This window comes from Rhodoferax sp. LS1P39 (assembly GCF_056521425.1).
Genome location: NZ_JBWMAV010000002.1, coordinates 165,812 through 189,376, shown reverse-complemented (window position 1 = coordinate 189,376; position 23,565 = coordinate 165,812). Strand labels below are relative to the sequence as shown.

Annotated in this window: 19 protein-coding genes and 1 riboswitch; of the genes, 8 read left to right on the top strand and 11 right to left on the bottom strand. The window is 63.5% G+C overall.

The genetic code is table 11. The features are described from left to right. Positions 1-104: 104 nt before the first annotated feature. From AC097O_RS04200 to AC097O_RS04180, 5 genes are all read left to right on the top strand, one after another. Complete coding sequence (locus tag AC097O_RS04200) at positions 105-2,975, top strand: 2-oxoglutarate dehydrogenase E1 component (RefSeq protein WP_479591625.1); 2,871 nt, start codon at positions 105-107, stop codon at positions 2,973-2,975. Positions 2,976-3,066: 91 nt separating this feature from the next. Beyond that, positions 3,067-4,329 carry a 2-oxoglutarate dehydrogenase complex dihydrolipoyllysine-residue succinyltransferase gene (gene odhB, locus AC097O_RS04195; protein WP_479591624.1) on the top strand — a complete coding sequence of 421 codons (1,263 nt, stop codon included), beginning with the start codon at positions 3,067-3,069 and terminating at the stop codon, positions 4,327-4,329. An 11-nt stretch (positions 4,330-4,340) separates the two neighbouring features. Continuing rightward, positions 4,341-5,759, top strand: a complete 1,419-nt coding sequence (gene lpdA / locus AC097O_RS04190; RefSeq protein WP_479591623.1) for a dihydrolipoyl dehydrogenase — start codon at positions 4,341-4,343, stop codon at positions 5,757-5,759. An 86-nt stretch (positions 5,760-5,845) separates the two neighbouring features. Continuing rightward, the gene (zapE, locus tag AC097O_RS04185) at positions 5,846-6,943 is read left to right on the top strand and encodes a cell division protein ZapE (RefSeq protein ID WP_479591622.1); all 1,098 of its coding nucleotides are present in this window, start codon (positions 5,846-5,848) and stop codon (positions 6,941-6,943) included. Beyond that, positions 6,940-7,587 carry a hypothetical protein gene (locus AC097O_RS04180; RefSeq protein ID WP_479591621.1) on the top strand — a complete coding sequence of 216 codons (648 nt, stop codon included), beginning with the start codon at positions 6,940-6,942 and terminating at the stop codon, positions 7,585-7,587. Before zapE ends, AC097O_RS04180 begins: the two co-directional genes overlap by 4 nt. Positions 7,588-7,697: 110 nt before the next feature. Here the strand turns inward: AC097O_RS04180 and AC097O_RS04175 are convergent, their stop codons facing one another. Then, positions 7,698-9,509: a M14 family metallopeptidase gene (locus AC097O_RS04175; RefSeq protein WP_479591620.1), complete on the bottom strand. Its 1,812-nt coding sequence runs from the start codon at positions 9,507-9,509 to the stop codon at positions 7,698-7,700. Between the two features lie 62 nt (positions 9,510-9,571). Continuing rightward, positions 9,572-11,110 carry a histidine ammonia-lyase gene (hutH, locus tag AC097O_RS04170; protein WP_479591619.1) on the bottom strand — a complete coding sequence of 513 codons (1,539 nt, stop codon included), beginning with the start codon at positions 11,108-11,110 and terminating at the stop codon, positions 9,572-9,574. A gap of 84 nt (positions 11,111-11,194) precedes the next feature. On the opposite strand from hutH, the gene hutC reads away from it, so the two are divergent. The 3 genes from hutC (at position 11,195) to dusA (ending at position 14,202) form a co-directional block, all read left to right on the top strand. After that, entirely contained in the window at positions 11,195-11,938 is a 744-nt protein-coding gene (hutC, locus tag AC097O_RS04165) for a histidine utilization repressor (RefSeq protein ID WP_479591618.1), read from the top strand. Between the two features lie 370 nt (positions 11,939-12,308). After that, on the top strand, positions 12,309-12,854 hold the full coding sequence (locus tag AC097O_RS04160) for a PaaI family thioesterase (RefSeq protein ID WP_479592088.1): 546 nt from the start codon (positions 12,309-12,311) through the stop codon (positions 12,852-12,854). 355 nt (positions 12,855-13,209) lie between these two features. Continuing rightward, complete coding sequence (gene dusA / locus AC097O_RS04155; protein WP_479591617.1) at positions 13,210-14,202, top strand: tRNA dihydrouridine(20/20a) synthase DusA; 993 nt, start codon at positions 13,210-13,212, stop codon at positions 14,200-14,202. Positions 14,203-14,211: 9 nt separating this feature from the next. Here dusA and fghA read toward each other — a convergent pair whose 3' ends face one another. The 9 genes from fghA to bamC all read right to left on the bottom strand — a co-directional run bounded on the left by fghA (position 14,212) and on the right by bamC (position 23,520). Continuing rightward, the gene (fghA, locus tag AC097O_RS04150) at positions 14,212-15,096 is read right to left on the bottom strand and encodes an S-formylglutathione hydrolase (RefSeq protein ID WP_479591616.1); all 885 of its coding nucleotides are present in this window, start codon (positions 15,094-15,096) and stop codon (positions 14,212-14,214) included. After that, positions 15,096-16,202: an S-(hydroxymethyl)glutathione dehydrogenase/class III alcohol dehydrogenase gene (locus tag AC097O_RS04145; RefSeq protein ID WP_479591615.1), complete on the bottom strand. Its 1,107-nt coding sequence runs from the start codon at positions 16,200-16,202 to the stop codon at positions 15,096-15,098. Before AC097O_RS04145 ends, fghA begins: the two co-directional genes overlap by 1 nt. Positions 16,203-16,418: 216 nt before the next feature. Then, positions 16,419-17,558 carry a molecular chaperone DnaJ gene (gene dnaJ / locus AC097O_RS04140; RefSeq protein ID WP_479591614.1) on the bottom strand — a complete coding sequence of 380 codons (1,140 nt, stop codon included), beginning with the start codon at positions 17,556-17,558 and terminating at the stop codon, positions 16,419-16,421. A 131-nt stretch (positions 17,559-17,689) separates the two neighbouring features. Beyond that, positions 17,690-19,630: a molecular chaperone DnaK gene (gene dnaK, locus AC097O_RS04135; RefSeq protein WP_479591613.1), complete on the bottom strand. Its 1,941-nt coding sequence runs from the start codon at positions 19,628-19,630 to the stop codon at positions 17,690-17,692. Between the two features lie 120 nt (positions 19,631-19,750). Then, positions 19,751-20,299 (bottom strand): nucleotide exchange factor GrpE, encoded by a 549-nt coding sequence (gene grpE, locus AC097O_RS04130; RefSeq protein WP_315240540.1) that lies wholly within the window; start codon positions 20,297-20,299, stop codon positions 19,751-19,753. A gap of 123 nt (positions 20,300-20,422) precedes the next feature. Further along, positions 20,423-20,782: an FKBP-type peptidyl-prolyl cis-trans isomerase gene (locus AC097O_RS04125; protein WP_295960049.1), complete on the bottom strand. Its 360-nt coding sequence runs from the start codon at positions 20,780-20,782 to the stop codon at positions 20,423-20,425. 122 nt (positions 20,783-20,904) lie between these two features. Then, entirely contained in the window at positions 20,905-21,480 is a 576-nt protein-coding gene (locus tag AC097O_RS04120) for a TMEM165/GDT1 family protein (RefSeq protein WP_479591612.1), read from the bottom strand. 11 nt (positions 21,481-21,491) lie between these two features. Next, positions 21,492-21,662, bottom strand: a riboswitch (yybP-ykoY riboswitch). 29 nt (positions 21,663-21,691) lie between these two features. After that, positions 21,692-22,474: an MBL fold metallo-hydrolase gene (locus tag AC097O_RS04115; RefSeq protein ID WP_479592087.1), complete on the bottom strand. Its 783-nt coding sequence runs from the start codon at positions 22,472-22,474 to the stop codon at positions 21,692-21,694. Positions 22,475-22,479: 5 nt separating this feature from the next. Then, the gene (gene bamC, locus AC097O_RS04110; protein WP_479592086.1) at positions 22,480-23,520 is read right to left on the bottom strand and encodes an outer membrane protein assembly factor BamC; all 1,041 of its coding nucleotides are present in this window, start codon (positions 23,518-23,520) and stop codon (positions 22,480-22,482) included. Positions 23,521-23,565 lie beyond the last annotated feature (45 nt).

Here is a 23,565-nt window from a genome sequence, read left to right as displayed (position 1 = left end):
CCACAGTCGCATCCGCCAATCGGTCCAGCCGTGTCGCGGAAGGTTAATTAAACCCAGCTTTAACCAGCTAATGTTTCCTTCAGGGAAACGGAGGTCAGCGGAATATGAGTGATCCAGTGTCTTCGGTGTACAGCGCCTACCAGGGCAACACCTATCTCTTCGGCGGCAATGCGCCCTATGTCGAAGAGCTTTACGAAAACTATCTCGACAACCCCGGCAGCGTGCCCGACAACTGGCGCGACTACTTTGACGCGCTCCAGAATGTGCCCGCCGTGGATGGCAGCAATGCCAAAGACGTGCCACATCTGCCCGTGGTCAATGCCTTTGCCGAACGCGCCAAAAAAGGCCAGACCAAGGTGGTGGTGGCCAGCGCCGACTCCGAAATGGGCCGCAAGCGCACCGCCGTACAGCAGCTGATTGCCGCCTACCGCAACGTCGGTGTGCGCTGGGCCGATCTGGACCCGCTCAAACGCACCGAGCGCGAACACATCCCTGAGCTGGACCCGGCCTTCTACGGCTTCACCGATGCCGACCAGGAAACCGTGTTCAACACCAGCAACACGTTCTTCGGCAAAGAAACCATGTCGCTGCGCGACCTGATGAACGCCCTGCGTGAAACCTACTGCGGCACCATCGGCGCCGAATACATGTACACCAGCGACCAGAGCAAAAAGCGCTGGTGGCAGCAAAAGCTGGAAAGCATCCGCAGCAAACCCAATTTCTCCAAAGAGAAGAAGCTGCACATCCTGGACCGCGTGACCGCTGCCGAAGGCCTGGAGCGCTTCCTGCACACCAAGTTTGTCGGCCAAAAGCGTTTCTCGCTCGAAGGCGGCGAAAGCTTCATCGCCTCGATGGACGAACTCATCCAAACCGGCGGCACCAAGGGCCTGCAAGAAATCGTCATCGGCATGGCCCACCGGGGTCGCCTGAACGTGCTGGTCAACTCGCTGGGCAAGGTGCCTGCCGATTTGTTCGCCGAGTTCGACCACACTGCCCCCGAAGACCTGCCCTCTGGCGACGTGAAGTACCACCAGGGCTTCAGCTCCGACGTGTCCACCCCTGGCGGCCCGGTGCATTTGACGCTGGCCTTCAACCCCTCGCACCTGGAAATCGTCAACCCCGTGGTGGAAGGTTCGGTGCGCTCGCGCATGGACCGCCGTGGCGACCCGCTGGGCAAGCAGGTGCTGCCGGTGCTGGTGCACGGCGACGCGGCCTTTGCCGGCCAGGGCGTGGTGATGGAAACCCTGGCGCTGGCCGAAACCCGTGGCTACTTCACGGGCGGCACGGTGCACATCGTGATCAACAACCAGATCGGTTTCACCACCAGCGACCCGCGCGACAGCCGCTCCACGCTGTACTGCTCCGACGTGGTCAAGATGATCGAAGCGCCGGTGCTGCACGTGAATGGCGACGACCCCGAAGCCGTGGTGCTGGCCACCCAGATCGCCCTGGACTACCGCATGGAGTTCCAACGCGACGTGGTGGTGGACATCATCTGCTTCCGCAAACTCGGCCACAACGAGCAAGACACACCGGCCATGACCCAGCCGCTGATGTACCGCAAGATTGCCAAGCACCCCGGCACCCGCAAGCTGTACGCCGACAAGCTGGCTGCGCAGGGCCTGGGCGACACGCTGGGCGACGACATGGTCAAGGCCATGCGCGCCGCACTCGATGCCGGTATCAACACCTTCAACCCGGTCATCACCAACTTCAAGAGCAAGTACGCGGTCGATTGGTCGCCGTACCTGAACCGCAAGTGGACCGACGCAGGCGACACCGCCATACCCCTGGCCGAGTGGAAACGCCTGGCCGAGAAGATGACGGCCATCCCCGTCAACATCACCCCGCACCCGCTGGTGAAAAAGGTCTACGACGACCGCGCCGCGATGGGCCGGGGCGACATTCCGGTGGACTGGGGCATGGGCGAGCACATGGCTTTTGCGTCCCTGGTGGCCAGCGGCTACCCGGTGCGTTTGAGCGGTGAAGACTGTGGCCGTGGCACCTTTACCCACCGCCACGCCGTCATCCATGACCAGGACCGTGAAAAGTTCGACGAAGGCACCTACACCCCGTTGCAAAACGTGGCCGACGGCCAGGCACCGTTCACCGTGATCGACTCCATCCTGTCCGAAGAGGCGGTGCTGGCATTCGAATACGGCTACGCCTCCAACGACCCGAACACCTTTGTGATCTGGGAAGCCCAGTTTGGCGACTTCGCCAACGGTGCCCAGGTGGTGATCGACCAGTTCATTGCTTCCGGCGAAGTCAAGTGGGGCCGCGTCAACGGCATCACCCTGATGCTGCCGCACGGCTACGAAGGCCAGGGCCCCGAGCACAGCTCGGCCCGCCTGGAGCGCTTCATGCAACTGAGCGCCGACACCAATATGCAAGTGGTGCAGCCCACTACCGCCAGCCAGATCTTCCACCTGTTGCGCCGCCAGATGGTGCGCAACCTGCGCAAGCCCCTGGTCATCATGACACCCAAGTCGCTGCTGCGCGCCAAGGATGCGGCATCGCCTTTGAGCGAGTTCACCAAGGGCGGTTTCCAGACCGTCATTCCGGAGAGCAAAGAACTCAAGGCCGACAAGGTCAAGCGCATCGTCGCCTGCTCGGGCAAGGTTTACTACGACCTGACCAAGAAGCGCGAAGAAAAGGGCGCCGACGACGTGGTGATCCTGCGCGTGGAACAGCTCTACCCGTTCCCGCACAAGGCTTTTGCCGCCGAGCTCAAGAAGTACCCCAATGTGACCGAGCTGGTGTGGTGCCAGGACGAGCCGCAAAACCAGGGTGCCTGGTTCTTCGTGCAGCACTACCTGCATGAAAACATGAGCGAAGGCCAGAAGCTGGGCTACTCGGGCCGTGCAGCATCCGCATCGCCTGCTGCCGGTTACTCGCACCTGCACCAGGACCAGCAAAAGTCGCTGGTGGATGGCGCGTTCGGCAAGCTCAAAGGCTTTGTCCTTACAAAGTAACCCAAAAAATAAATAGGCTGCATCCGCCACTGCACCGCCGCTATGCGGTGCAGTGCCTGCGCCCCTCGTTGGAAGATTTGGAGAAATTTAAATGGCTATCGTAGAAGTAAAAGTTCCGCAACTGTCCGAGTCCGTGGCCGAAGCCACCCTGTTGCAGTGGAAGAAGAAGGTGGGCGACGCAGTGTCCATCGACGAAATCCTGATTGAAGTCGAAACCGACAAAGTCGTGCTGGAAGTGCCCGCACCTGCTGCCGGTGTGATCACCGAGCTGCTGATGGGTGACGGTAGCACCGTGATGGCCGAGCAACTGATTGCCCGCATCGACACCGAAGCCAAAGCCGGTGCTGCGGCACCCGTGCCCGGCTCTGTAGCGGCTGCCGCTGCCGTTACCGCCGCTGCCGCCGCCCCCGCGCCCGCACCTGCCGCTGCAAGCACCTCCATGGCCGGTGTGCCCATGCCCGCTGCCGCCAAGCTGATGGCCGACAACGCCCTGGCCGCTGGCTCGGTGGCCGGTTCCGGCAAAGATGGCCGCGTCACCAAGGGTGATGTGCTGGCGGCTGTGGCTGCCCCCAAGGTCACCGCTTCGGTGATCCCCACCGGCGTGCCCACCAAGTCGCTGGCCCAGGTGGCCACCGTGGCCCCTGATTTGGGCGACCGCCCCGAGCAGCGCGTGCCCATGAGCCGCCTGCGTGCCCGCGTGGCCGAGCGCCTGCTGCAATCGCAATCCACCAACGCCATCCTGACCACGTTCAACGAGATCAACATGGCCCCGGTGATGGACATGCGCAAGCGCATGCAAGAGCGCTTCGAGAAAGAACACGGCTGCAAGCTGGGCTTCATGAGCTTCTTCGTCAAGGCCGCGGTGCACGCGTTGAAGAAGTTCCCGGTGCTGAACGCCAGCGTGGACGGCAACGACATCGTCTACCACGGCTACTTCGACATCGGTATCGCCGTGGGCTCGCCCCGTGGCCTGGTGGTGCCGATTCTGCGCAACGCCGACCAGATGAGCTTTGCCGACATCGAGAAGAAGATCGCCGAATTCGGCAAGAAGGCGGCCGAAGGCAAGCTGGGTATGGACGACATGACCGGCGGCACCTTCTCCGTCTCCAACGGTGGCACCTTCGGCTCCATGCTGTCCACACCCATCATCAACCCGCCACAGTCGGCGATTCTGGGCATCCACGCCACCAAGGACCGCGCCGTGGTCGAAAACGGCCAGGTCGTGGTGCGCCCGATGAACTACTTCGCCATGAGCTACGACCACCGCATCATCGACGGCCGCGAAGCCGTGCTGGGCCTGGTGGCCATGAAAGAAGCGCTGGAAGACCCAGCCCGCTTGCTGTTTGACATCTAAGGAGACGCAGCATGTCTAAAAACTTTGACGTGATCGTCATCGGCGGCGGCCCTGGTGGCTATATCGCCGCCATCCGCGCGGCCCAACTGGGCTTCAACGTGGCCTGTGTCGACGAGTGGAAAAACGCCAAGGGCGGCCCGGCACTGGGCGGCACCTGTACCAACGTCGGCTGCATCCCGTCCAAGGCGCTGCTGCAGTCCAGCGAGCACTTTGACCAGGCCGGCCACCACTTTGCCGACCATGGCATCGAGGTCAAAGGCCTCAGCCTGGACCTGGCCAAAATGGTCGCCCGCAAGGACACCGTGGTCAAGCAGAACAACGACGGCATCCAGTACCTGTTCAAGAAGAACAAGATCACCTTCTTCCATGGCCGCGGCTCGTTCGTGGCGGCGGTAGACGGCGGCTATGCCATCAAGGTCGGCGAAGAGTCGCTGGTCGGCAAGCACATCGTGATCGCCACCGGCTCCAACGCCCGCCCCTTGCCCGGCACGCCGTTTGACGAGGAATACATCCTGTCCAACGACGGCGCATTGCGCATCGGCGCGGTGCCCAAGAAGCTGGGCCTGATCGGCTCCGGCGTGATCGGCCTGGAGATGGGCTCGGTCTGGCGCCGCCTGGGCTCTGAGGTCACCATCCTCGAAGGTCTGCCGACTTTCCTGGGCGCGGTGGACGAGCAGATCGCCAAGGAAGCTAAAAAGGCTTTCGACAAGCAAGGCCTGAAGATCAACCTGGGCGTGAAGGTCGGCGAGATCAAGAAGGCCAAGAAGGGCGTGAGCATTGCCTACACCGATGCCAAGGGCGAAGCCCAAACGCTGGACGTGGACAAGCTCATCGTCTCCATTGGCCGCGTGCCCAATACCATTGGTTTGGGTGCGGACGTGGTCGAGCTGGCGCTGGACGAGCGCGGCGCGATTGTGGTGGACGGCGACTGCAAAACCAACCTGCCCAATGTGTGGGCGATTGGCGACGTGGTGCGCGGCCCCATGCTGGCGCACAAAGCCGAGGAAGAGGGCGTTGCCGTGGCCGAGCGCATTGCCGGCCAGCACGGCCATGTCAACTTCAACACCGTGCCGTGGGTGATCTACACCAACCCCGAAATCGCCTGGGTCGGCCAGACCGAGCAGCAGCTCAAGGCCGCGGGCAAGGCCTACAAGGCGGGCAGCTTCCCGTTCCTGGCCAATGGCCGTGCGCGTGCGCTGGGTGACACCACCGGCATGGTGAAGATGCTGGCCGATGCAGTGACGGACGAAATCCTGGGCGTGCACATCGTGGGCCCGCAGGCCAGCGAGCTGATCGCCGAATGCGTGATGGCGATGGAATTCCGCGCCAGCGCCGAGGACATCGCCCGCATCTGCCACGCGCATCCATCCTTGAGCGAGTCCACCAAGGAAGCCGCTTTGGCGGTGGACAAGCGCACCCTGAACTTCTAATCCAGATTAGATGTAAAAATAGCTGCTACCGCTTATTCCATAAGCGCTAGCAGCTATTTAATTTGTAGTAACGGGAGTGTTTCTCTTTGAGCGTTAAAGCAGCCTACGAGGCCGAACTGGCCCAGCGCGGTTACACCGCCGACCCGGCGCAGTTGCGCGCCGTCGATGCCTTGGAGCGCTGCGCCACCGAGTGGGCCGCGTACAAAGAAAAGCGTTCCAACAGCTTCAAAAAGCTCATCTTCCGGCCCGAGATTCCGCGCGGCGTGTACATGTACGGCGGGGTAGGGCGGGGCAAGAGCTTTTTGATGGACTGCTTCTTCAACGCCGTGCCGCTGAAGCGCAAGACCCGGCTGCATTTCCATGAATTCATGCGCGAAGTGCACCGCGAGCTGGCCGACCTGCAGGGCACGGTGAACCCGCTGGACGAGCTGGGCGCACGCATGGCCAAGCGCTACAAGCTGATCTGCTTTGATGAATTCCACGTGGCCGACATCACCGACGCGATGATTCTGCACCGCCTGCTGGACGCGCTGTTTGCCAACGGCGTGGGCTTTGTCACCACCTCCAATTTCAAGCCCGACGACCTCTACCCCAACGGCCTGCACCGCGACCGCATCCTGCCCGCCATCGCGCTGCTGAATGAAAAGCTGGAAGTGCTGAGCGTGGACAACGGCACCGACTACCGTAGCCGCACGCTGGAGCAGGTCAAGATCTACCACACCCCCCTGGGCCCGCAGGCTGATCTGGAGATGGCCGAGGCCTTCACCCGCCTGGCCGAAACCCAGGACGAAGACCCGGTGCTGCACATCGAAGCCCGCGAGATCCAGGCCCGGCGCAAGGCCGGTGGCGTGGTGTGGTTTGACTTCCAAACCCTGTGCGGCGGCCCGCGCTCGCAAAACGACTACCTGGAAATGGCCAGCCAGTTCCATACCGTGCTGCTGAGCAATGTGCCTGCCATGGGGGTCAACATGGCCTCACCCGCGCGGCGCTTCACCTGGCTGGTGGATGTGCTGTACGACCGCCGGGTCAAGCTCATCCTATCCGCCGCCGTACCCCCTGAAGAGTTGTACACCGAGGGCCCGATGGCGCACGAGTTCCCGCGCACCGTGTCGCGCCTGAACGAGATGCAGTCGGTTGAATTTTTAGCGCTGGAACGGCGCATTGTGGACACCCATCTGACATGAACAAATATTGGATAAGCCTCTGGTGCCTGTTTGCCAGCACCTCGGTGCTGGCGCAGGTGGCCGATGGCGGCCTGCACGTGGCCGCCGAGCAGGCCCGTATCGATGCCGAGCGCAAGCGGATCGAGCAGCGCTTTGCCGAAGAAGAAGCCGCCTGCTTCCAGAAGTTTGCGGTCAACGACTGCCGCGATGAAAGCCGCGCCCGCCGCCGGGTCGATATGGCCGATTTGCGCCGCCAGGAAATCGCGCTCAACGATGCCGAGCGCAAGCGCAAGGGCGCAGAGCAGTTGCAGCGCATGGAGCAAGCCGCCGCCGCCAAAGACGGCCCCCCGGTGGCCGTGGGCACCGCCACCCCGCGCACCAAGGCATCCGCACCGGTGCGCACCCCTGCCGAGCCGCGTAAACCGTATGACGCAGCCGAGGCCGCCCAGGCCCAGGCCGCGCGCAAAGCCACTGCCGAGAGCAAGGCCCGCAAAGCCCAGGAAGAGCAGGCCGCCCGCGCCCGCCGCGCCGCCGAGGCCGCCGATGAGCCCGCGCGCTATGCCAAAAAGCTGCAGGAAGCCGCCGACCACAAGGCTGCTATCGACAAGCGCAACGCCGCCCGCACCAAGCCCAAGGCGGCCCCGCTGCCAGAGCCTGCTCCTTGAGAAGGAATGCTCCTGTTTTTAACTATAAAAATAGGAGCTTGTCACGCTGATGGAATAAGCACGGGATGCCGATTTCGTGCCTTAAAAAAGGCCCAAAATCCTGAAATCGCCTAAGGCAGCTTCTCCAGCGCACCCGTGGGTTCGGCCAGCACCCGGGCGGTGTCATTCAGGTTGGCCAGGATGTGGTTGGCAAAATAGCTGTTTTGCGTGTCGGGCTCCAGCGCGGCCAGCACCAGGTTGGCCAGGGGTTGGCCCAGCGGCACGTAATAGCTTCCCTGTGGGGTATCCACCAGGCTGCGCACCAGCTCGACCTGGGTCAGGTTGATGGGCTGGGCATCGGCAATGCTGCCGCGCACGTCTTGCCGCGCGCCGCTGCTCTGGCCGGTGGCGCGGTACAGCTCGCCCCGCACCGATCCGCCATCCACCACCCGCATCACCTGCACGCCCAGCAGTTGCAGCCGGTCCACCGCAGCGGTGGCTGCAGCCGATAGCCAGTAGCCGCAAGGCCGGGCGCGCGCCTTGACGGTTTGCAGCTCCAGCGCCGAATTCCAGTCCACCGAGACCTTTTTGTCGGCCCCGGTGGTGGGGTCCAGCATGGCCAGGTCGTACTGGGCGGGGGTGGGGCCGGCCTCCACCACCGCCTGGCCGCGGCAGGCCTGGCTGCTGACTTCGCGCTCGATGAACGAGCGCAACTGGCCCATCTGCTCAGCCCGGGTGGCAGTGCTTTGCAGCATGCTGACCATGGCGGTGACCTGGGTGTGCACCCGGCGCTGGAGGTGCAGGCGGCCAATGCCCACGCCCCGGGTTTCGATCAGCATGCTGACGGAATTCTTCAGGCCGTTGACGTTGCGCCCGGTGTCGGGCTGGGTGCCGCCCATGGAGACCACGTGGTCGTCGATGTCGGTGGAGGTGGTGTAGTACCACTCGCTGCTCAGGTTTTGCGACTTGAGCGCGGCCACCACCGGGCGGCGGTACCACTCTTCCGAAGCGCGGGTCAAAAACGGCGGCACATTGGCCGCCATGGCGTACTGCAGCAGGGCATCGAACTTCTGGACGGTGCCAAACTTTTGCAGGTAGCGGCCCACCACGGTGTACTCGTGTGCGTCCAGCACCACCGTGGGCTGGTAGTCGCGGCCCAGCTGGGCCAGGGCGCGGGCCTCGGGGCTGTTGAGCAGCAGGTGGTCGCGGTTCATGTCGATGCCGTTGGCCGTGGTGCGCTGGTTGGCGGCGGCCCCGTCGGGGTTGGCCCGCGGCACGACCAGCACGTTGAGCTTGTCCAGCAGCGGCTCCAGCAGGCCCTGGGCCAGCTCACGCGCCACCACCAGGGCAGCCTCGCTACCCGCAGGCTCGTTGCCGTGCTGCTGCGCCACGATCAGCACCAACGGCCGCCCGGTGGCGAGGATGGTAGGGGCATCCGGGCTGCTGGCCCGTGTCAGCAGCAGGGCCTCTAATGGCACGCCCTGTTGCGAATAGCCGACGCGCAGCACGCTGGCCTGCACGTTGCGGCTGGGCTTGTTGCTCAGCTGGGCCAGCCAGGCGGCCACTTCGGCATTGGTGGTGAAGCCGGTGCGCCCCGGCTGCAGGCCCGGCGTGCTGTACACCGTGGACGGGTCGGGGAAACGGGCCGCCACGGCGGCGCTGTAGGGTGCGCCGACTGCGGTGGCCGCTGGCGCATCGCTGGGGCTGACGCTGGCTTGCGCAACGGGTTGGGTGACGGCGGGAGCAGGGGCAGCCGCAGCGGGCGTGGCCGGTGTCGTTGCGGGCCGGGGGGCCAGTACGGCGGGGAAGGACTGCCACGGCGGCAGGGGCGTGGAGCCGCACCCGACCAGTGCCAGGACGGCTGCGGCACAGGCAGCCTGTTGGCTTATTTTGGCGAACGCAGGCGTTGCGCGGGGGAGCCGGAGGCTGTTGCTGGAAACCATGGTGCGGATGCTCCTCCATCTTTGGGTCTCGGCATGTTACCCGCGCGCCAACGGTCGGTTGCTCAAATTGCGGTCCATAGCGCAGGTAGGCCGGGCAGGGTGCGGAAAATGCCGCTGATGGCGCCGCTGCGCACCATTTCGGTGGCATGGGCGATGTCGGGTGCGAAGTAGCGGTCGTGGTCCATGCGGGGGATGTGGTCGCGCAGGGCGGCGTGCAGCAGCTCCAGCGGGGCCGAGCTGGTCAAGGGCCGCAAGAAGTCGATGCCCTGGGCCGCGGCCAGCCATTCGATCGCCAGAATGTGCGCCGTGTTGCTCACCATGGCCTGCAGGCGGCGTGCGGCGAAGGTGGCCATGGACACATGGTCTTCCTGGTTGGCGCTGGTGGGCAGGCTGTCTACGCTGGCCGGGTGGGCCAGGGATTTGTTCTCGGAAGCCAGCGAGGCAGCGGTGACGTGCATGATCATGAAGCCGCTGTGCAGCCCGGCATCGGCCGTCAAAAACGGCGGTAGGCGCGAGACACTGCTGTCGATCAGCATGGCGATGCGCCGCTCGGAAATTGCGCCGACTTCGGCAATTGCCAGGGCCATGCCATCGGCGGCCAGGGCGACGGGTTCGGCGTGGAAATTCCCTCCAGAGACCATCACGCCGTCTTCCGCAAACACCAGCGGGTTGTCGGTCACCGCATTGGCTTCGATCAGCAAGATGCGGCTGGCGTGGCGCAACTGGTCCAGGCAGGCACCTACCACTTGCGGCTGGCAGCGCAGCGAATACGGGTCTTGCACACGGTCGTCGCCGGTGGCGTGCGATTGGCGGATGGCGCTGCCCGCCAGCAGGGCGCGGTAGTAGCGGGCCACGTCGATCTGGCCGGGCTGGCCGCGCAGCGCGTGGATGCGCGGGTCGAACGGGCCGTCGCTGCCGCGTGCGGCCTCCACCGACAGGGCTCCGATCAACAGTGCCGCTTCCAGCACCGGCTCAAAGATAAACAGCCCGTGCAGGGCTAGCGCCGCCGAGGTCTGGGTGCCGTTGATCAGCGCCAGGCCTTCCTTGGGGCCGAGCGTCAGCGGTGCAATACCGGCCTGCGCCAGGGCATCTGCGGCGGCCATGCGCTGGCCATCAACCCACATTTCGCCTTCGCCCAGCAGCGCCAGCGTCATGTGCGCCAGCGGGGCCAGGTCGCCCGACGCACCCACCGAACCCTGCGACGGTACATGCGGTACCAGCCCGGCGTTGTGCACCGCCAGCAGGGTATCCACCACCACCTCGCGCACGCCGGAGTGGCCACGCGCCAGGCTGGCGGCCTTGGTGGCCAGCATCAGCCGCACGATGGGCGCGGCCAGCGGCTCGCCCACGCCCACGCTGTGCGAGCGGATCAGGTTGAGCTGCAGCGTGGCTAGTTGCGCCTTGCTGATGCGCTGGTTGGCCAGCTTGCCAAAGCCGGTGTTGACCCCATACACAGGCGCATCGCCATCGGCAGCGGCCTGCACCAGAGCCGCGCTGGCGCGGATGCCGTCGCGGCAGGCGGGGTCCAGCTCCAGGGGGGTGATGCTGGCATGGATGCGTTGGAGTTGCTCCAGGGTGAGGAGGCCGGGGGTGATCAGCATGGGGGTCTCGCTTTCGTCAAATAATGGCTGCAACTGTACTTGTGTAGACATGGCTAGTCAACCACGTACAACTACAATTTACACATGGTCTTTCTTCGACACTCGCCGCTGGCTTCCTCCGAACCCGCCAACCAGGCACCGTTCGCACGGGTCAAGGCGCATCTGAAAAAAGAGCTGTCACAAGGCCGCTGGCCGCCGGGCAGCCTGATGCCGTCCGAGCCCGAGCTGGTGGCGCAGTTCCAGGTCAGCCGCATGACGGTGAGCCGCGCCCTGCGCGAGCTGCAGGCCGAAGGCCTGGTGACCCGCCTACAGGGCGTGGGCACCTTCGCCGCGCACCTGGGCGCGGTATCGTCCAACCTGACCATCCACGACCTGCAGCAGGAAATTGCCGCGCGCGGCCACCGCCACCACGCCGTGGTGCACCTGGCGCAGGAAGAGCCTTGCCCCGAGACCATTGCCCAGCCGTTTCGCCTGGCCCCCGGCACGCGCGTTTTCCACACCCTGCTGGTGCATTTTGAAAACGACGTGCCCATGCAGTGCGAAGACCGTTACGTCAACCCTGCCTGCGCGCCCGACTACCTGCACAACGACTTCACCCAGCTCTCGCCCACCTACTACCTGCGCACCGTGGCCCCGCTGTGGGAGGCGCAGTACGCGGTAGAGGCCAGCCTGCCCACCGCGAAAGAGGCCGAACTCTTGTGCATCCCCCCCAGCGCCCCCTGCCTGGTGGTGCTGCGCAAAACCGCCAACGCCGACGTGCCCATCACCCTGGCGCGCCAGGTACACCCTGGGGCGCGCTACCAGTTGAACGGGCATTTCAAGCCCTGAGGAATTTTGTGGGCTTGTGTCGGGGAGAGTTCAATGCTTTTTGGCTCTCTACCGCCTATGGATTGGGCGCAAGCAGCTATTTTTTGGATAGCAATCAAGACTCTGTACCTGGCTGGGAGTCAACGCTGGTGGTAGTGGAATACGCTATTGCAAGACCTGATCCGTGCTCATTGACTCCGCGCTCCACGGATCGGTATCCTGGGGCTTGGGCCCGCCACATCGCGGCGTTTGTAGAAGGCACTCTGCTGGGTTAACCATTGCGTTGTAGGCCGTGGGTACTGCAGGGTGTTGAACCCAAGCTCGCTGCCCGCCCATCGCCATTCCACCTTTAGTGATTTTTAGGTTTGACCAAGGAGTTCCCGTGAAAGCCATAACCCAACTTTCGACGCTGGACGCGTGGCTAGCCGAAGAGGCCGCTGTATTGGCACGTTTGAGCGCGGGCCCCGGCCCTGGCGTGGCCCGCCTGGATCAGATCGCCACTCTTAGCGGCCTGGAGCAATTGCAGGCCATGTTGCGTGGCGAATTACCCTACGCCGCCATCGGCAAAACGCTGGACTTCACCATCATGGAAGTGTCTGAAGGGCACGCGCTTTTCCAGGGCACGCCAGGCCCCTCCCATCTCAACCCCATGGGCAGCATCCACGGAGGTTGGTACGCCACGTTACTGGACTCGGCATTAGGCTGCGCCGTGCACACCATGATGCAGGCTGGGCGCGGCTACACCACTGCCGAGCTGGGTGTAAACCTGGTCAAGGCCATTGGCACCAAAGTCCAGCGGATTCGTGCCGAGGGCAAAGTTATCCACTGCGGCCGCCAACTCGCCACCGCCGAAGCACGCCTGTATGGTCCGGACGGCACTTTGTACGCGCATGCAACCACTACCTGCCTGGTTTTCGACCTCAAGCCCCAAGCCTAGGGCCATCTCATTCCATGGGCGGTAGAGGTCTAAAAAGCATCCAAGCCTCCATGGTCCTCAGCCGCGAACCGGGCCGGGGTCACAACCGGACCGGGTCTTGTAGTAGCACATTCGGCTACCACTAACGACCATTCCCCTCGAGGTGTGCAGTCTTAATTGCTATCTAAAAAATAGCTGCTTGCGCACATTGAATAAGCGCCAAGGGCCTAAAAGGTATCTGGTTTTCATGGCTCGAAATCTTTAGTTCCCGGTAGCCGCGCGCTGGATACCGGACTCGGTGGGACCTGGTGCAGATGGGCGACTGGCATACCGGTGCGGTCTGGAGGGGCCAAGACCAGACTGGGATAATTGCTGGATGACCTTCTTATCCCACCGCGTCTCCGTCGCCCCGATGATGGACTGGACCGACGCCCATTGCCGCTACCTGCACCGCCTGCTGTCGCGCCACACCTTGCTCTACACCGAGATGGTGACCACCGGCGCGCTGCTGCATGGCGACGTGCCCCGCCATCTGCGCTTCAATGCCGAAGAGTACCCGGTCGCCTTGCAACTGGGCGGCAGCGAACCGGCGGACCTGGCCCGCTGCGCCAAGTTAGGCGAGGAGTGGGGTTACGACGAGATCAACATCAACTGCGGCTGCCCTAGCGAGCGGGTGCAGCGTGGCGCGTTCGGGGCCTGTTTGATGGCCGAGCCGCAGCTGGTGGCCGACTGCGTACGGGCCATGCGCGACGCGGTGGATATTCCGGTGACGGTGAAGCACCGCATTGGCGTGGACAAGACCGAGAGTTATGGGTTTGTGCGCGACTTTGTGGGCACGGTGGCCGAAGGCGGCTGCAGCACCTTTATCGTGCACGCCCGCAATGCCTGGCTCAAAGGCCTGTCACCCAAAGAGAACCGCGAGATCCCGCCGCTGCGTTACGAACTGGTGCACCGGCTTAAACAAGACTTCCCGGTGCTCACTTTCTCCATCAATGGCGGCTTCACCACCGAGGACCAGATTGCCGAGCAGTTGACCCAGCTCGACGGTGTGATGGTGGGGCGTGAGGCCTACCACAACCCCTGGTTTCTGGCCGGTTGGGACGCGGCGTTTTTCGGCGCGGCACCTAGCGAGGCCACGCGCGAAAGCATCGAGGAGCAGATGGTCGTCTACATGGAACGCATGGCCGCCGAGCAGGGCACGGGCTGGTACAGCATTGCCCGCCACATGCTGGGCCTGCGCCACGGCCTGCCGGGCGCGCGGCGCTGGCGACAGGTGTGGAGCGACCACCGCCTCAAAGCCACGCCGCCACGCGAGGTGATGGCCCTGGCGCATACCCGTTACGGGTTTGACGAGACGAAGAGCGCCTGACGCAACGCTTTACGGCAGGTTCGGGGTAGTTGTTTCGGGTGCGATCAGTCCCAACGCGGTGGCATGGTGTGCCATGTGGTCGGCCATGAAGCTGCTGATGAAATAGTAGCCGTGGTCGTAGCCGGTGTGGCGGCGCAGCAGCAGCGGCTGGTTGACGGCCTGGCAGGCGGCTTCAAAGATGTGCGGGTTGAGCTGCGGGGCCAGAAACTTGTCGGCCAGGCCCTGGTCGATCAGGATGCCGTGGGGGTAGGGCGCAGCGGTCTTGGCAGCCATCAGGAACACAGCATCGTGCGCGGGCCAGGGCGTGTTGTCGGAACCCAGGTAGCCGGTGAAGGCCTTTTGTCCCCAGGCGCACTGGGTGGGCGCGCAGATGGGCGCAAAGGCCGATACCGACTTGAACAGGCCCGGGTATTTCAGTGCCAGCGTCAGCGCGCCATGCCCGCCCATTGAATGGCCGAAGATGCCGATGCGCTCGGGGTCGATGGCCAGCTCTTCCACCAGCAGGGGTAGCAGCTCTTGGATAAGGTAGCTTTCCATGCGGTAGTGGGTGGACCAGGGGGCTTCGGTCGCATCGATGTAGAAGCTGGCGGCCAGGCCAAAGTCCCAGCTGTCGGACTCGCCCGGTACGTTGGCACCGCGCGGCCCGGTGTCGGGTGCGATCAGGGCGATGCCCAGTTGCGCGGCGTACTGCTGCGCCCCGGCCTTGGTCATGAAGGTTTCTTCGTTGCAGGTCAGGCCTGCCAGGTAGAGCAGGGCGGGCACCGGGCCCGTCGCACCGGGCGGCATGTACACCGCGAAACGCATGGGCAGGCCGATCTCCGAAGAGTCGTGCTGGTAGAAGGTCTGGATGCCGTCAAAGCAGGCGTGCTCTGAGAGGGTAGTGAGCTTGGCCATCAGAACAGCACCACACCGCGAATCGATTCACCACTCTTCATCAAATCAAACCCCTTGTTGATATCTTCCAGTGGCATGGTGTGGGTGATCAGCGGGTCGATGCTGATCTTGCCCTCCATGTACCAGTCCACAATCTTCGGCACATCGGTGCGCCCGCGTGCCCCACCAAAGGCCGAGCCTTCCCATTTGCGGCCTGTGACCAGCTGGAACGGCCGGGTGCTGATCTCTGCCCCGGCTTCGGCCACGCCGATGATGATGCTGCGGCCCCAGCCCTTGTGGGTGCATTCCAGCGCCTGGCGCATCACCTGGGTGTTGCCTATGCACTCGAAGCTGTAGTCGGCTCCGCCGTCGGTGAGTTGCACGATGGCATCGACAACGTTGGGGACTTCCTTGGGGTTGATGAAGTGCGTCATACCGAACTGGCGGGCCATGGCTTGGCGCTCGGGGTTGATGTCCACGCCGATGATCTTGTCGGCACCCACCATCTTGGCGCCCTGGATGACGTTCAGGCCGATGCCGCCCAGGCCGAACACCACCACGTTGGCCCCAGCTTCGACCTTGGCGGTGAACAGCACGGCACCGATGCCGGTGGTGACACCGCAGCCGATGTAGCAGACCTTGTCAAACGGTGCGTCCTTGCGGATCTTGGCCAGGCTGATCTCCGGGGCGACGGTGTAGTTGCTGAAGGTGGAGGTGCCCATGTAGTGGAAGATGGGTTTGCCATCCAGGCTGAAGCGGCTGGTGGCATCGGGCATCAGGCCTTTGCCCTGGGTGCCACGGATGAGTTGGCACAGATTCGTTTTACGGCTCAGGCAGAACTTGCACTGGCGGCATTCGGGGGTGTACAGGGGGATGACGTGGTCGCCCTTTTGGAGCGTCGTCACGCCAGGGCCGACATCGACCACGATGCCTGCGCCTTCGTGGCCCAGGATGGCGGGGAAGATGCCTTCGGGGTCGGCACCGGATAGGGTGTAGTAGTCGGTGTGGCAGATGCCGGTGGCCTTGATCTCGACCAGCACTTCGCCGAATTTGGGGCCGTCCAGGTCCACGGTTTCTATGGTCAGGGGGGAGCCTGCTTTCCAGGCGACGGCGGCTTTGGTTTTCATGGCGATGTCCTTGCGGCTGGCAAAGCTTCAACTATAAGCGGGCGCTGCCAGTTCCCTACCGAAGCACTACAGCATTTTTATAAGAAATAGGCCGCTCGTGCTGATGGAACGGGCGCGAGCAGCTACCAAAGAAGTAGCAAAAGAGTTTTTAGCCCCGCCATGGAAAAAGCCCCTGGGCGCAAACACCCAGGGGCTTTGAATCAACGCAAGCTCAGCTTATGCGAAGAACTTCTTGAGCTTGTCCGTCCAGCTGTCGCCGGTGGGCGAGTGCTTGCCGCCGCCCTTTTTGAACGACTCTTCCAGTTCGCGCATCAGCTTGCGCTGGTGTTCGGTGAGCTTGACCGGGGTTTCCACCGTGATGTGGCAGTACAGGTCGCCGGGCGAGCTGTCGCGTACGCCCTTGATGCCCTTGCCGCGCAGGCGGAACTGCTTGCCCGCTTGCGTGCCTTCGGGGATGTCGATGGCGGCTTTGCCGGACAAGGTGGGCACCTCGATCTCGCCACCCAGGGCGGCGGTGATGAAGCTCACCGGCACCGAGCAGTGCAGGTCGCCGCCGTCGCGCTCAAAGATGTCGTGCTTCTTGGTGCGGATCTCGATGTACAGGTCGCCCGAGGGGCCACCGTTCGAGCCCGGCTCGCCATTGCCCACGCTGCGGATGCGCATGCCGTCGTCGATACCGGCGGGGATCTTGACTTCCAGCGTTTTTTGCTTTTTGACCTTGCCCTGGCCGCTGCAGGCGGTGCAGGGGTCGGGAATGACCTTGCCCGAGCCACGGCAGGTGGGGCAGGTTTGCTGCACGCTGAAGAAGCCTTGGCGCATCTGCACCGTGCCCTGGCCCGCGCAGGTGCCGCAGGTTTTGGCCTGGGTGCCGGGTTTGGCACCACTGCCGTGGCAGGTGTCGCAGGCTTCCCAGGTGGGGATGCGGATCTGCGCTTCCTTGCCGCGTGCGGCTTCTTCCAGCGTGACTTCCATGGCGTAGCTGAGGTCAGCACCCCGGAACACCTGGCGGCCACCGCCCCGGCCACCCCGGCTTTGGCCGAACATGTCGCCAAAAATATCGCCAAAGGCCTCGGCAAAGCCACCGCCCGCAAAGCCTTCGGCCCCGGGGCCGCCGCGCATGTTCGGGTCGACACCGGCAAAGCCATGCTGGTCGTAGGCGGCGCGTTTTTGCGCGTCGCTCAGCATTTCATAGGCTTCCTTGATTTCCTTGAACTTGTCTTCGGCACCCTTGGCCGAATCACCCTGGTTGCGGTCCGGGTGGTGCTTCATCGCCAGCTTGCGATAGGCCTTCTTGATTTCTTCCTCGGAGGCGTTCTTGGGAACGCCGAGGGCTTCGTAATAATCTCGTTTGCTCATGCTGCCATCACTTTCTCACTACGGCGATCGGGGTGGGGCCGGATAGCCCGTTACGCAAAAAGCCGCGCCGGAAGTCCTGTCAAGGACCAGCCGGGCGCGGCGCGGGTTTGATCAAGCCTGCGGCTAGTCAGTTAGCCCTTTTTGACTTCTTTCACTTCGGCATCGACCACGTTGTCGTCAGCGGCCTTGGCGGCTTCGGCTTCCGGGGCGGCACCACCGGCGGCGGCTTCGTCGGCGGCCTGCTTGGCTTGCATGTCGGCGTACATCTTCTCGCCCAGCTTCTGGCTGACGGTCATCAGGGCGGTGTTCTTCTCGTCGATGGCGGCTTTGTCTTCGCCCTTCAAGACTTCTTCCAGTGCCTTGATGGCGGCTTCGATGCTTTCCTTCTCGGCCGCTTCGATCTTGTCGCCGTACTCGGTCAGGCTCTTCTTGACGCTGTGCACGCTGGCTTCGCCCTGGTTACGGGCTTGCACCAGTTCCAGCTTCTTCTTGTCGTCGGCGGCGTTCAGCTCGGCATCTTTCACCATTTGCTGGATTTCGGCTTCCGACAGACCCGAGTTGGCCTTGATGGTGACCTTGTTTTCCTTGCCGGTGCCCTTGTCTTTCGCGCCGACGTGCAGGATGCCGTTGGCATCGATGTCGAACGACACTTCGATCTGTGGCGTGCCACGCGCTGCCGGTGGGATGCCTTCGAGGTTGAACTCACCCAGCAGCTTGTTGACGTTGGCGATTTCGCGCTCGCCCTGGAACACCTTGATGGTCACGGCGGGCTGGTTGTCGTCGGCAGTGGAGAAGGTCTGGGCAAACTTGGTGGGGATGGTCGTGTTCTTGACGATCATCTTGGTCATCACGCCGCCCAGGGTTTCGATACCCAGGGACAGAGGGGTCACGTCCAGCAGCAGCACGTCCTTGCGGTCGCCGCTCAAAACCTGGCCCTGGATGGCAGCACCAACGGCCACGGCTTCGTCGGGGTTCACGTCCTTGCGGGGTTCCTTGCCGAAGAATTCCTTCACCTTCTCTTGCACCTTGGGCATACGGGTCATGCCGCCGACCAGAATCACGTCATGGATGTCGGCTACGCTCACACCCGCATCCTTGATGGCGGTGCGGCAGGGGGCGATGGTGCGTTCGATCAATTCTTCGACCAGGGCTTCGAGCTTGGAGCGGCTGAGCTTGATGTTCAGGTGCTTGGGGCCGGAGGCATCGGCTGTCACGTAGGGCAGGTTGATGTCGGTGGATGCGCTGTTGGACAGCTCGATCTTGGCCTTTTCAGCGGCTTCCTTCAGGCGCTGCAGGGCTAGCACGTCCTTGGACAAGTCCACGCCGGATTCTTTCTTGAACTCGGCAATGATGAAGTCGATGATGCGCTGGTCAAAGTCTTCGCCACCCAGGAAGGTGTCGCCGTTGGTGGACAGCACTTCGAATTGCTTTTCGCCATCGACATCGGCGATCTCGATGATGGACACGTCGAACGTGCCGCCGCCCAGGTCATACACCGCAATCTTGCGGTCGCCCTTTTCGTGCTTGTCCAGGCCAAAAGCCAGGGCCGCTGCGGTGGGTTCGTTGATGATGCGCTTCACGTCCAGACCGGCGATGCGGCCTGCGTCCTTGGTGGCCTGGCGCTGTGCGTCGTTGAAGTACGCGGGCACGGTGATCACGGCTTCGGTGACGGCTTCGCCCAGGTAGTCTTCGGCGGTCTTCTTCATCTTGCGCAGAATGTCGGCGCTAACCTGCTGGGCCGAAATCTTGTTGCCGCGCACTTGCACCCAGGCATCGCCGTTGTCGGCAGCCACGATGGTGTAAGGCATCAGGTCGATGTCTTTCTGGACTTCTTTTTCGGTGAACTTGCGGCCGATCAAACGCTTGACGGCGTACAGCGTGTTCTTGGGGTTGGTAACCGCCTGGCGCTTGGCGGATGCGCCGACCAGCACTTCGCCGTCTTCCTGGTAGGCCACGATGGACGGCGTAGTGCGTGCGCCTTCGGCGTTTTCGATCACGCGGGGCACATTGCCTTCCATGACGGAAACGCAGCTGTTGGTGGTGCCCAAGTCAATGCCAATAATTCTTCCCATGATTTCGTCCTTAGATTTGTGTAAATGGTGCGGGCTTCAAGCAAAGCCCTGATGCGTTCAAGGTGCGGATTACTTTCGCCACTTCAAGAGTGGGGTGATTGAAATCCCTGCGCTTTTTATTTATTTAGGTGCGGTAACCGTGACCAGGGCCGGGCGCAGCACGCGCTCCGAGATCAAATAGCCCTTTTGCAGCACGCTGACCACGGTGTTGGCTTCCTGCTCGGCAGGCACCACGCTGATGGCCTGGTGCTGGTGCGGGTCGAACTTGGTGCCAGCCGCGGGGGCGATCTCGATCACCTTGTTGCGTTCCAGCGCGCTTTTGAGCTGGCGCAGGGTGGCTTCGGCACCTTCGCGGATCTGGGCGGGCGTGCCGTCCTTGATGGCCAGGCCGGCTTCCAGGCTGTCGGCCACGGGCAACAGGCTCTCGGCAAAGCTTTCCAGGCTGAACTTGCGGGCCTTGGCGATGTCGTCTTCGGCGCGGCGGCGGGCGTTTTCGGCATCGGCCTTGGCGCGCAGGAACTGGTCGGCCAGATCGGCGCTTTTGGCTTTCAGGGCAGCCAGTTCGGCCTGGGCCATGGCCAGCGCTTCCACGTCGCTGGTCGCTTGCTCGTCGGCGGGGGCCATGCCGTCCAGGGGCTGGTGGTCGGGATTGGTGTTGTTGTCAGACATTTTCTGGAGGGTGAATGGAGTGAACCAGTTACGCAAACTTGTGCCGCCCTGGCCTTTTGCAAGGGGGCGGCGTCGAAAAAATGGGCTGGCGCGGCGGGACCACAGGCCCCGCCCAGGGAAGTTTCAGCCCTTGATGGCCAGCAGTTCCACGTCAAATTTCAGCGTGGCGTTCGGGGGAATCACGCCGCCCGCGCCGCGCGCGCCGTAGCCCAGGGCAGCGGGAATGATCAGCGTGCGGGCACCACCGATTTGCATACCGGCCACGCCTTCGTCCCAGCCCTTGATGACCATGCCTGCGCCCAGCGAGAACACGAAGGGGTCTTTGCGGTCCTTGCTGGAGTCGAACTTGGCACCTTGCACGCCGTCGTTGAACAGCCAGCCGGTGTAGTGCACGGTGACGCTCTTGCCCTTGGTGGCGACATCGCCCGAGCCCTGGATGGTGTCTTCAAACTGCAGGCCGGAGGCGGTGGTGGTGAAAGCCATGTGTGTTCCTTGGATTGTGTGCTATGGAATATGTAGCTGCTTGTGCAATAAGAATGAGCACGAGAGCCCTAAAAGACCCTGGATTATGCCAGCGTGCCGTGGGGCTCCCGGGGGGGGCTCTATTACAAGCCCATACCGGCACCGGCACCCAACAGGGTCAGTACGCCCATGACCAGAAAAATCGCGGCTGCAATGCGGTGCACGATCTTGGTCGGCATGCGCTCGGCGATTTTGTGGCCCAGCAGCACGGCGGGCACGTTGGCCAGCATCATGCCCAGCGTGGTGCCCGCTACCACGGCCACAAAGTCGTGGTACTTGGCTGCCAGGGCGATGGTGGCAAATTGCGTCTTGTCACCCATTTCGGCCAGAAAGAATGCGATCAGCGTGGTGCCGAACACGCCGTAGCGGGCCAGCTTGGCATCTTCTTCCTCGAACTTGTCGGGCACCAGCGTCCAGCCCGCCATGGCTATGAAGGAGATGCCCAGCACCCAGCGCAGGGTTTCCGGCCCGACCACCGAAGTGATCCAGGAGCCGACGGCACCGGCAAAGGCGTGGTTGGCGATGGTGGCCACCAGAATGCCCGCGATGATGGGCCAGGGCTTTTTGAATTTGGCTGCCAGGATGAAGGCCAGCAACTGGGTTTTGTCGCCGATTTCGGCGAGGGCGACGATGCCTGTGGAAAGGAGAAATGCTTCCATGGGTTTCTTTCTAGGCCAGAGCTGAGACGAATGACCACGCCCCCTCCCGGCCAAACCGAGGTGGCATGGTCAAAGGTCTTGCCAAGAACGAACCGCTTGCACCATAGCCGAACGGCCAAGTATGTTGATGCAAGCCCCACCGCTATTGCAACGGTGGGAGGCTACTCCCCAATGAACCCTGCGATCTTACCCGACTAGCCCGGGTAAACACTTATACGGTGACCCAATCGCAGCCAAAAGCCGCGTGCGCCACGCCCAGTGTGACATTGGCGCAACCTTCGGCCCCGGCGAGGGCCGCTAAGGCGAGTTCGGGGCGGTTGTTTTGTTCGCTCAAATGCGCGGCTACGATGCGGCGCAGCCCGCCCACGGCCAGGGCCTGGGCGATCTCGGCGGCGGCGTGGTTGGCCAGATGGCCGTACAGGCCGCCCACACGCTGCTTCAGGAACGGCGGGTAGCGCGATGCGGCCAGCAGCTCGGGGTCGTGGTTGCATTCCAGCAGCAGGGCCTGGCAGCCCATCAGCTGCGCCAGCACATGCGGCGTGGCATGGCCCAGGTCGGTGAGGATGCCCAGGTGGGCATCGCCCTGGCTGCAGCGTAGTTGCAGGGGTTCGCGGGCATCGTGCGGCACGGTGAAGGGCGTGAGCTGCAGGTTGCCCAGGGCTATGGTTTCGGTGTCGCGGGCGATGCGCAGCAGGCCGTCCAGGTCGGGCAGGTCCGGATGGGCGATGGCCGCATGGGTGCCATGGCTCATCCACACCGGGATGCGGTGGCGCACAGCCCACTGCGGCGCGCAGCCTACGTGGTCGCCGTGCTCGTGGGTGATGAAGATCGCATCGATCTGCCCGGCCTGCAGGCCCGCCAGCGCCAGCCGCTGGTCGAGCTGCTTCTGGCCAAAGCCGCAGTCCACCAGCACGCGGGTAGTGTTGGCTCCGCTGCAGGCTTCGACGATGGTGCCGTTGCCTGCGCTGCCGCTGCCCAGGCTTTTGAAGCGCAGAGTGCTTATTTCAGGTCGTCCGCAATGATCTGGACGATCTTCTTGGCGTTGTCTGACGCTTCGGGTGCACCCGCTGCGTTCAGCACCGACACGGTGGTGGTCGAGCCTTCGGTGACCACGGCGACGCGGTATTGCACCGGCGGCGAGCTGCTGTCGCTGCTGAATAGCTTGGTGAAGAAGCCGGGCTGGACCTTGGTGGCATTCGGGGCCACGTAGCGCACGAAGTAGGTGCCTTTGCTGCGGTCGCGGTCTTCGACGGTGAAGCCGGTGCGGTCCAGCGTCAGGCCCACACGGCGCCAGGCGCGGTCAAAGCCGTCGTCCAGTTGCACCACCGGCTGGTTGTTGACCGTGGCAAGACGGGCGTTGGCCTTGGCGGCTTCGGGCTCCAGGGCGGTTTGCACCTGTGCGTCGTTGGCACCCAGTTTCAGCATCAGGCGGCGCAGAAATTCGACTTCCAGCTCGGGGTCGGTGGGGCGGGGCTGCCAGATGGTCTGGTCCTTGGTCTGGCTGGTGTAGACCTCGACCATGCCGCGGTGGCTGATGTAGATTTCGGTGCCGCCGGTGGCGGTGCGTTCCAGGCGAGTACGGTATTTGTCGCGCTCGCCGGTGGAGTACAGCGATTCAAACACCTTGCCAATGGTGCTGCGGATGATGTCCTGCGGCAGCTTGGCGCGGTTTTCGGCCCAGTCGGTTTCCATGATGCCCAGGCCGGCGTTGTCTTCGGTCAGCAAAAAGCCGTTTTGTTGCCAGAAGTCGCGCACCGGTCCCCACAGCTTGTCTGCAGGGCGGTTGATCACCAGCCAGCGCTGCGTGCCTGCGCGTTCGACGCGGATGTCACCCAGCGAAGTGGCCGCGGTAGGGGCGGCGGCGGCCACCTGGCCCACCTTGTAGTTGCTGGCGGTGACGGCCGCGCCGGGCACCACGTAGCGCGAGTCGCGGCTGAGCTGCGACAGGTCGGGCGGCACGTCCAGCGACGGGCCTACCGTGCCCGCGCTCTTGTAGTCGATCTTCTCGCTTTGCATGATCGAGCAGGCGCCCAGCGCCATGGTCAGTCCCAACACTCCAACTTTCAATCCGGCTTTGGCAATATG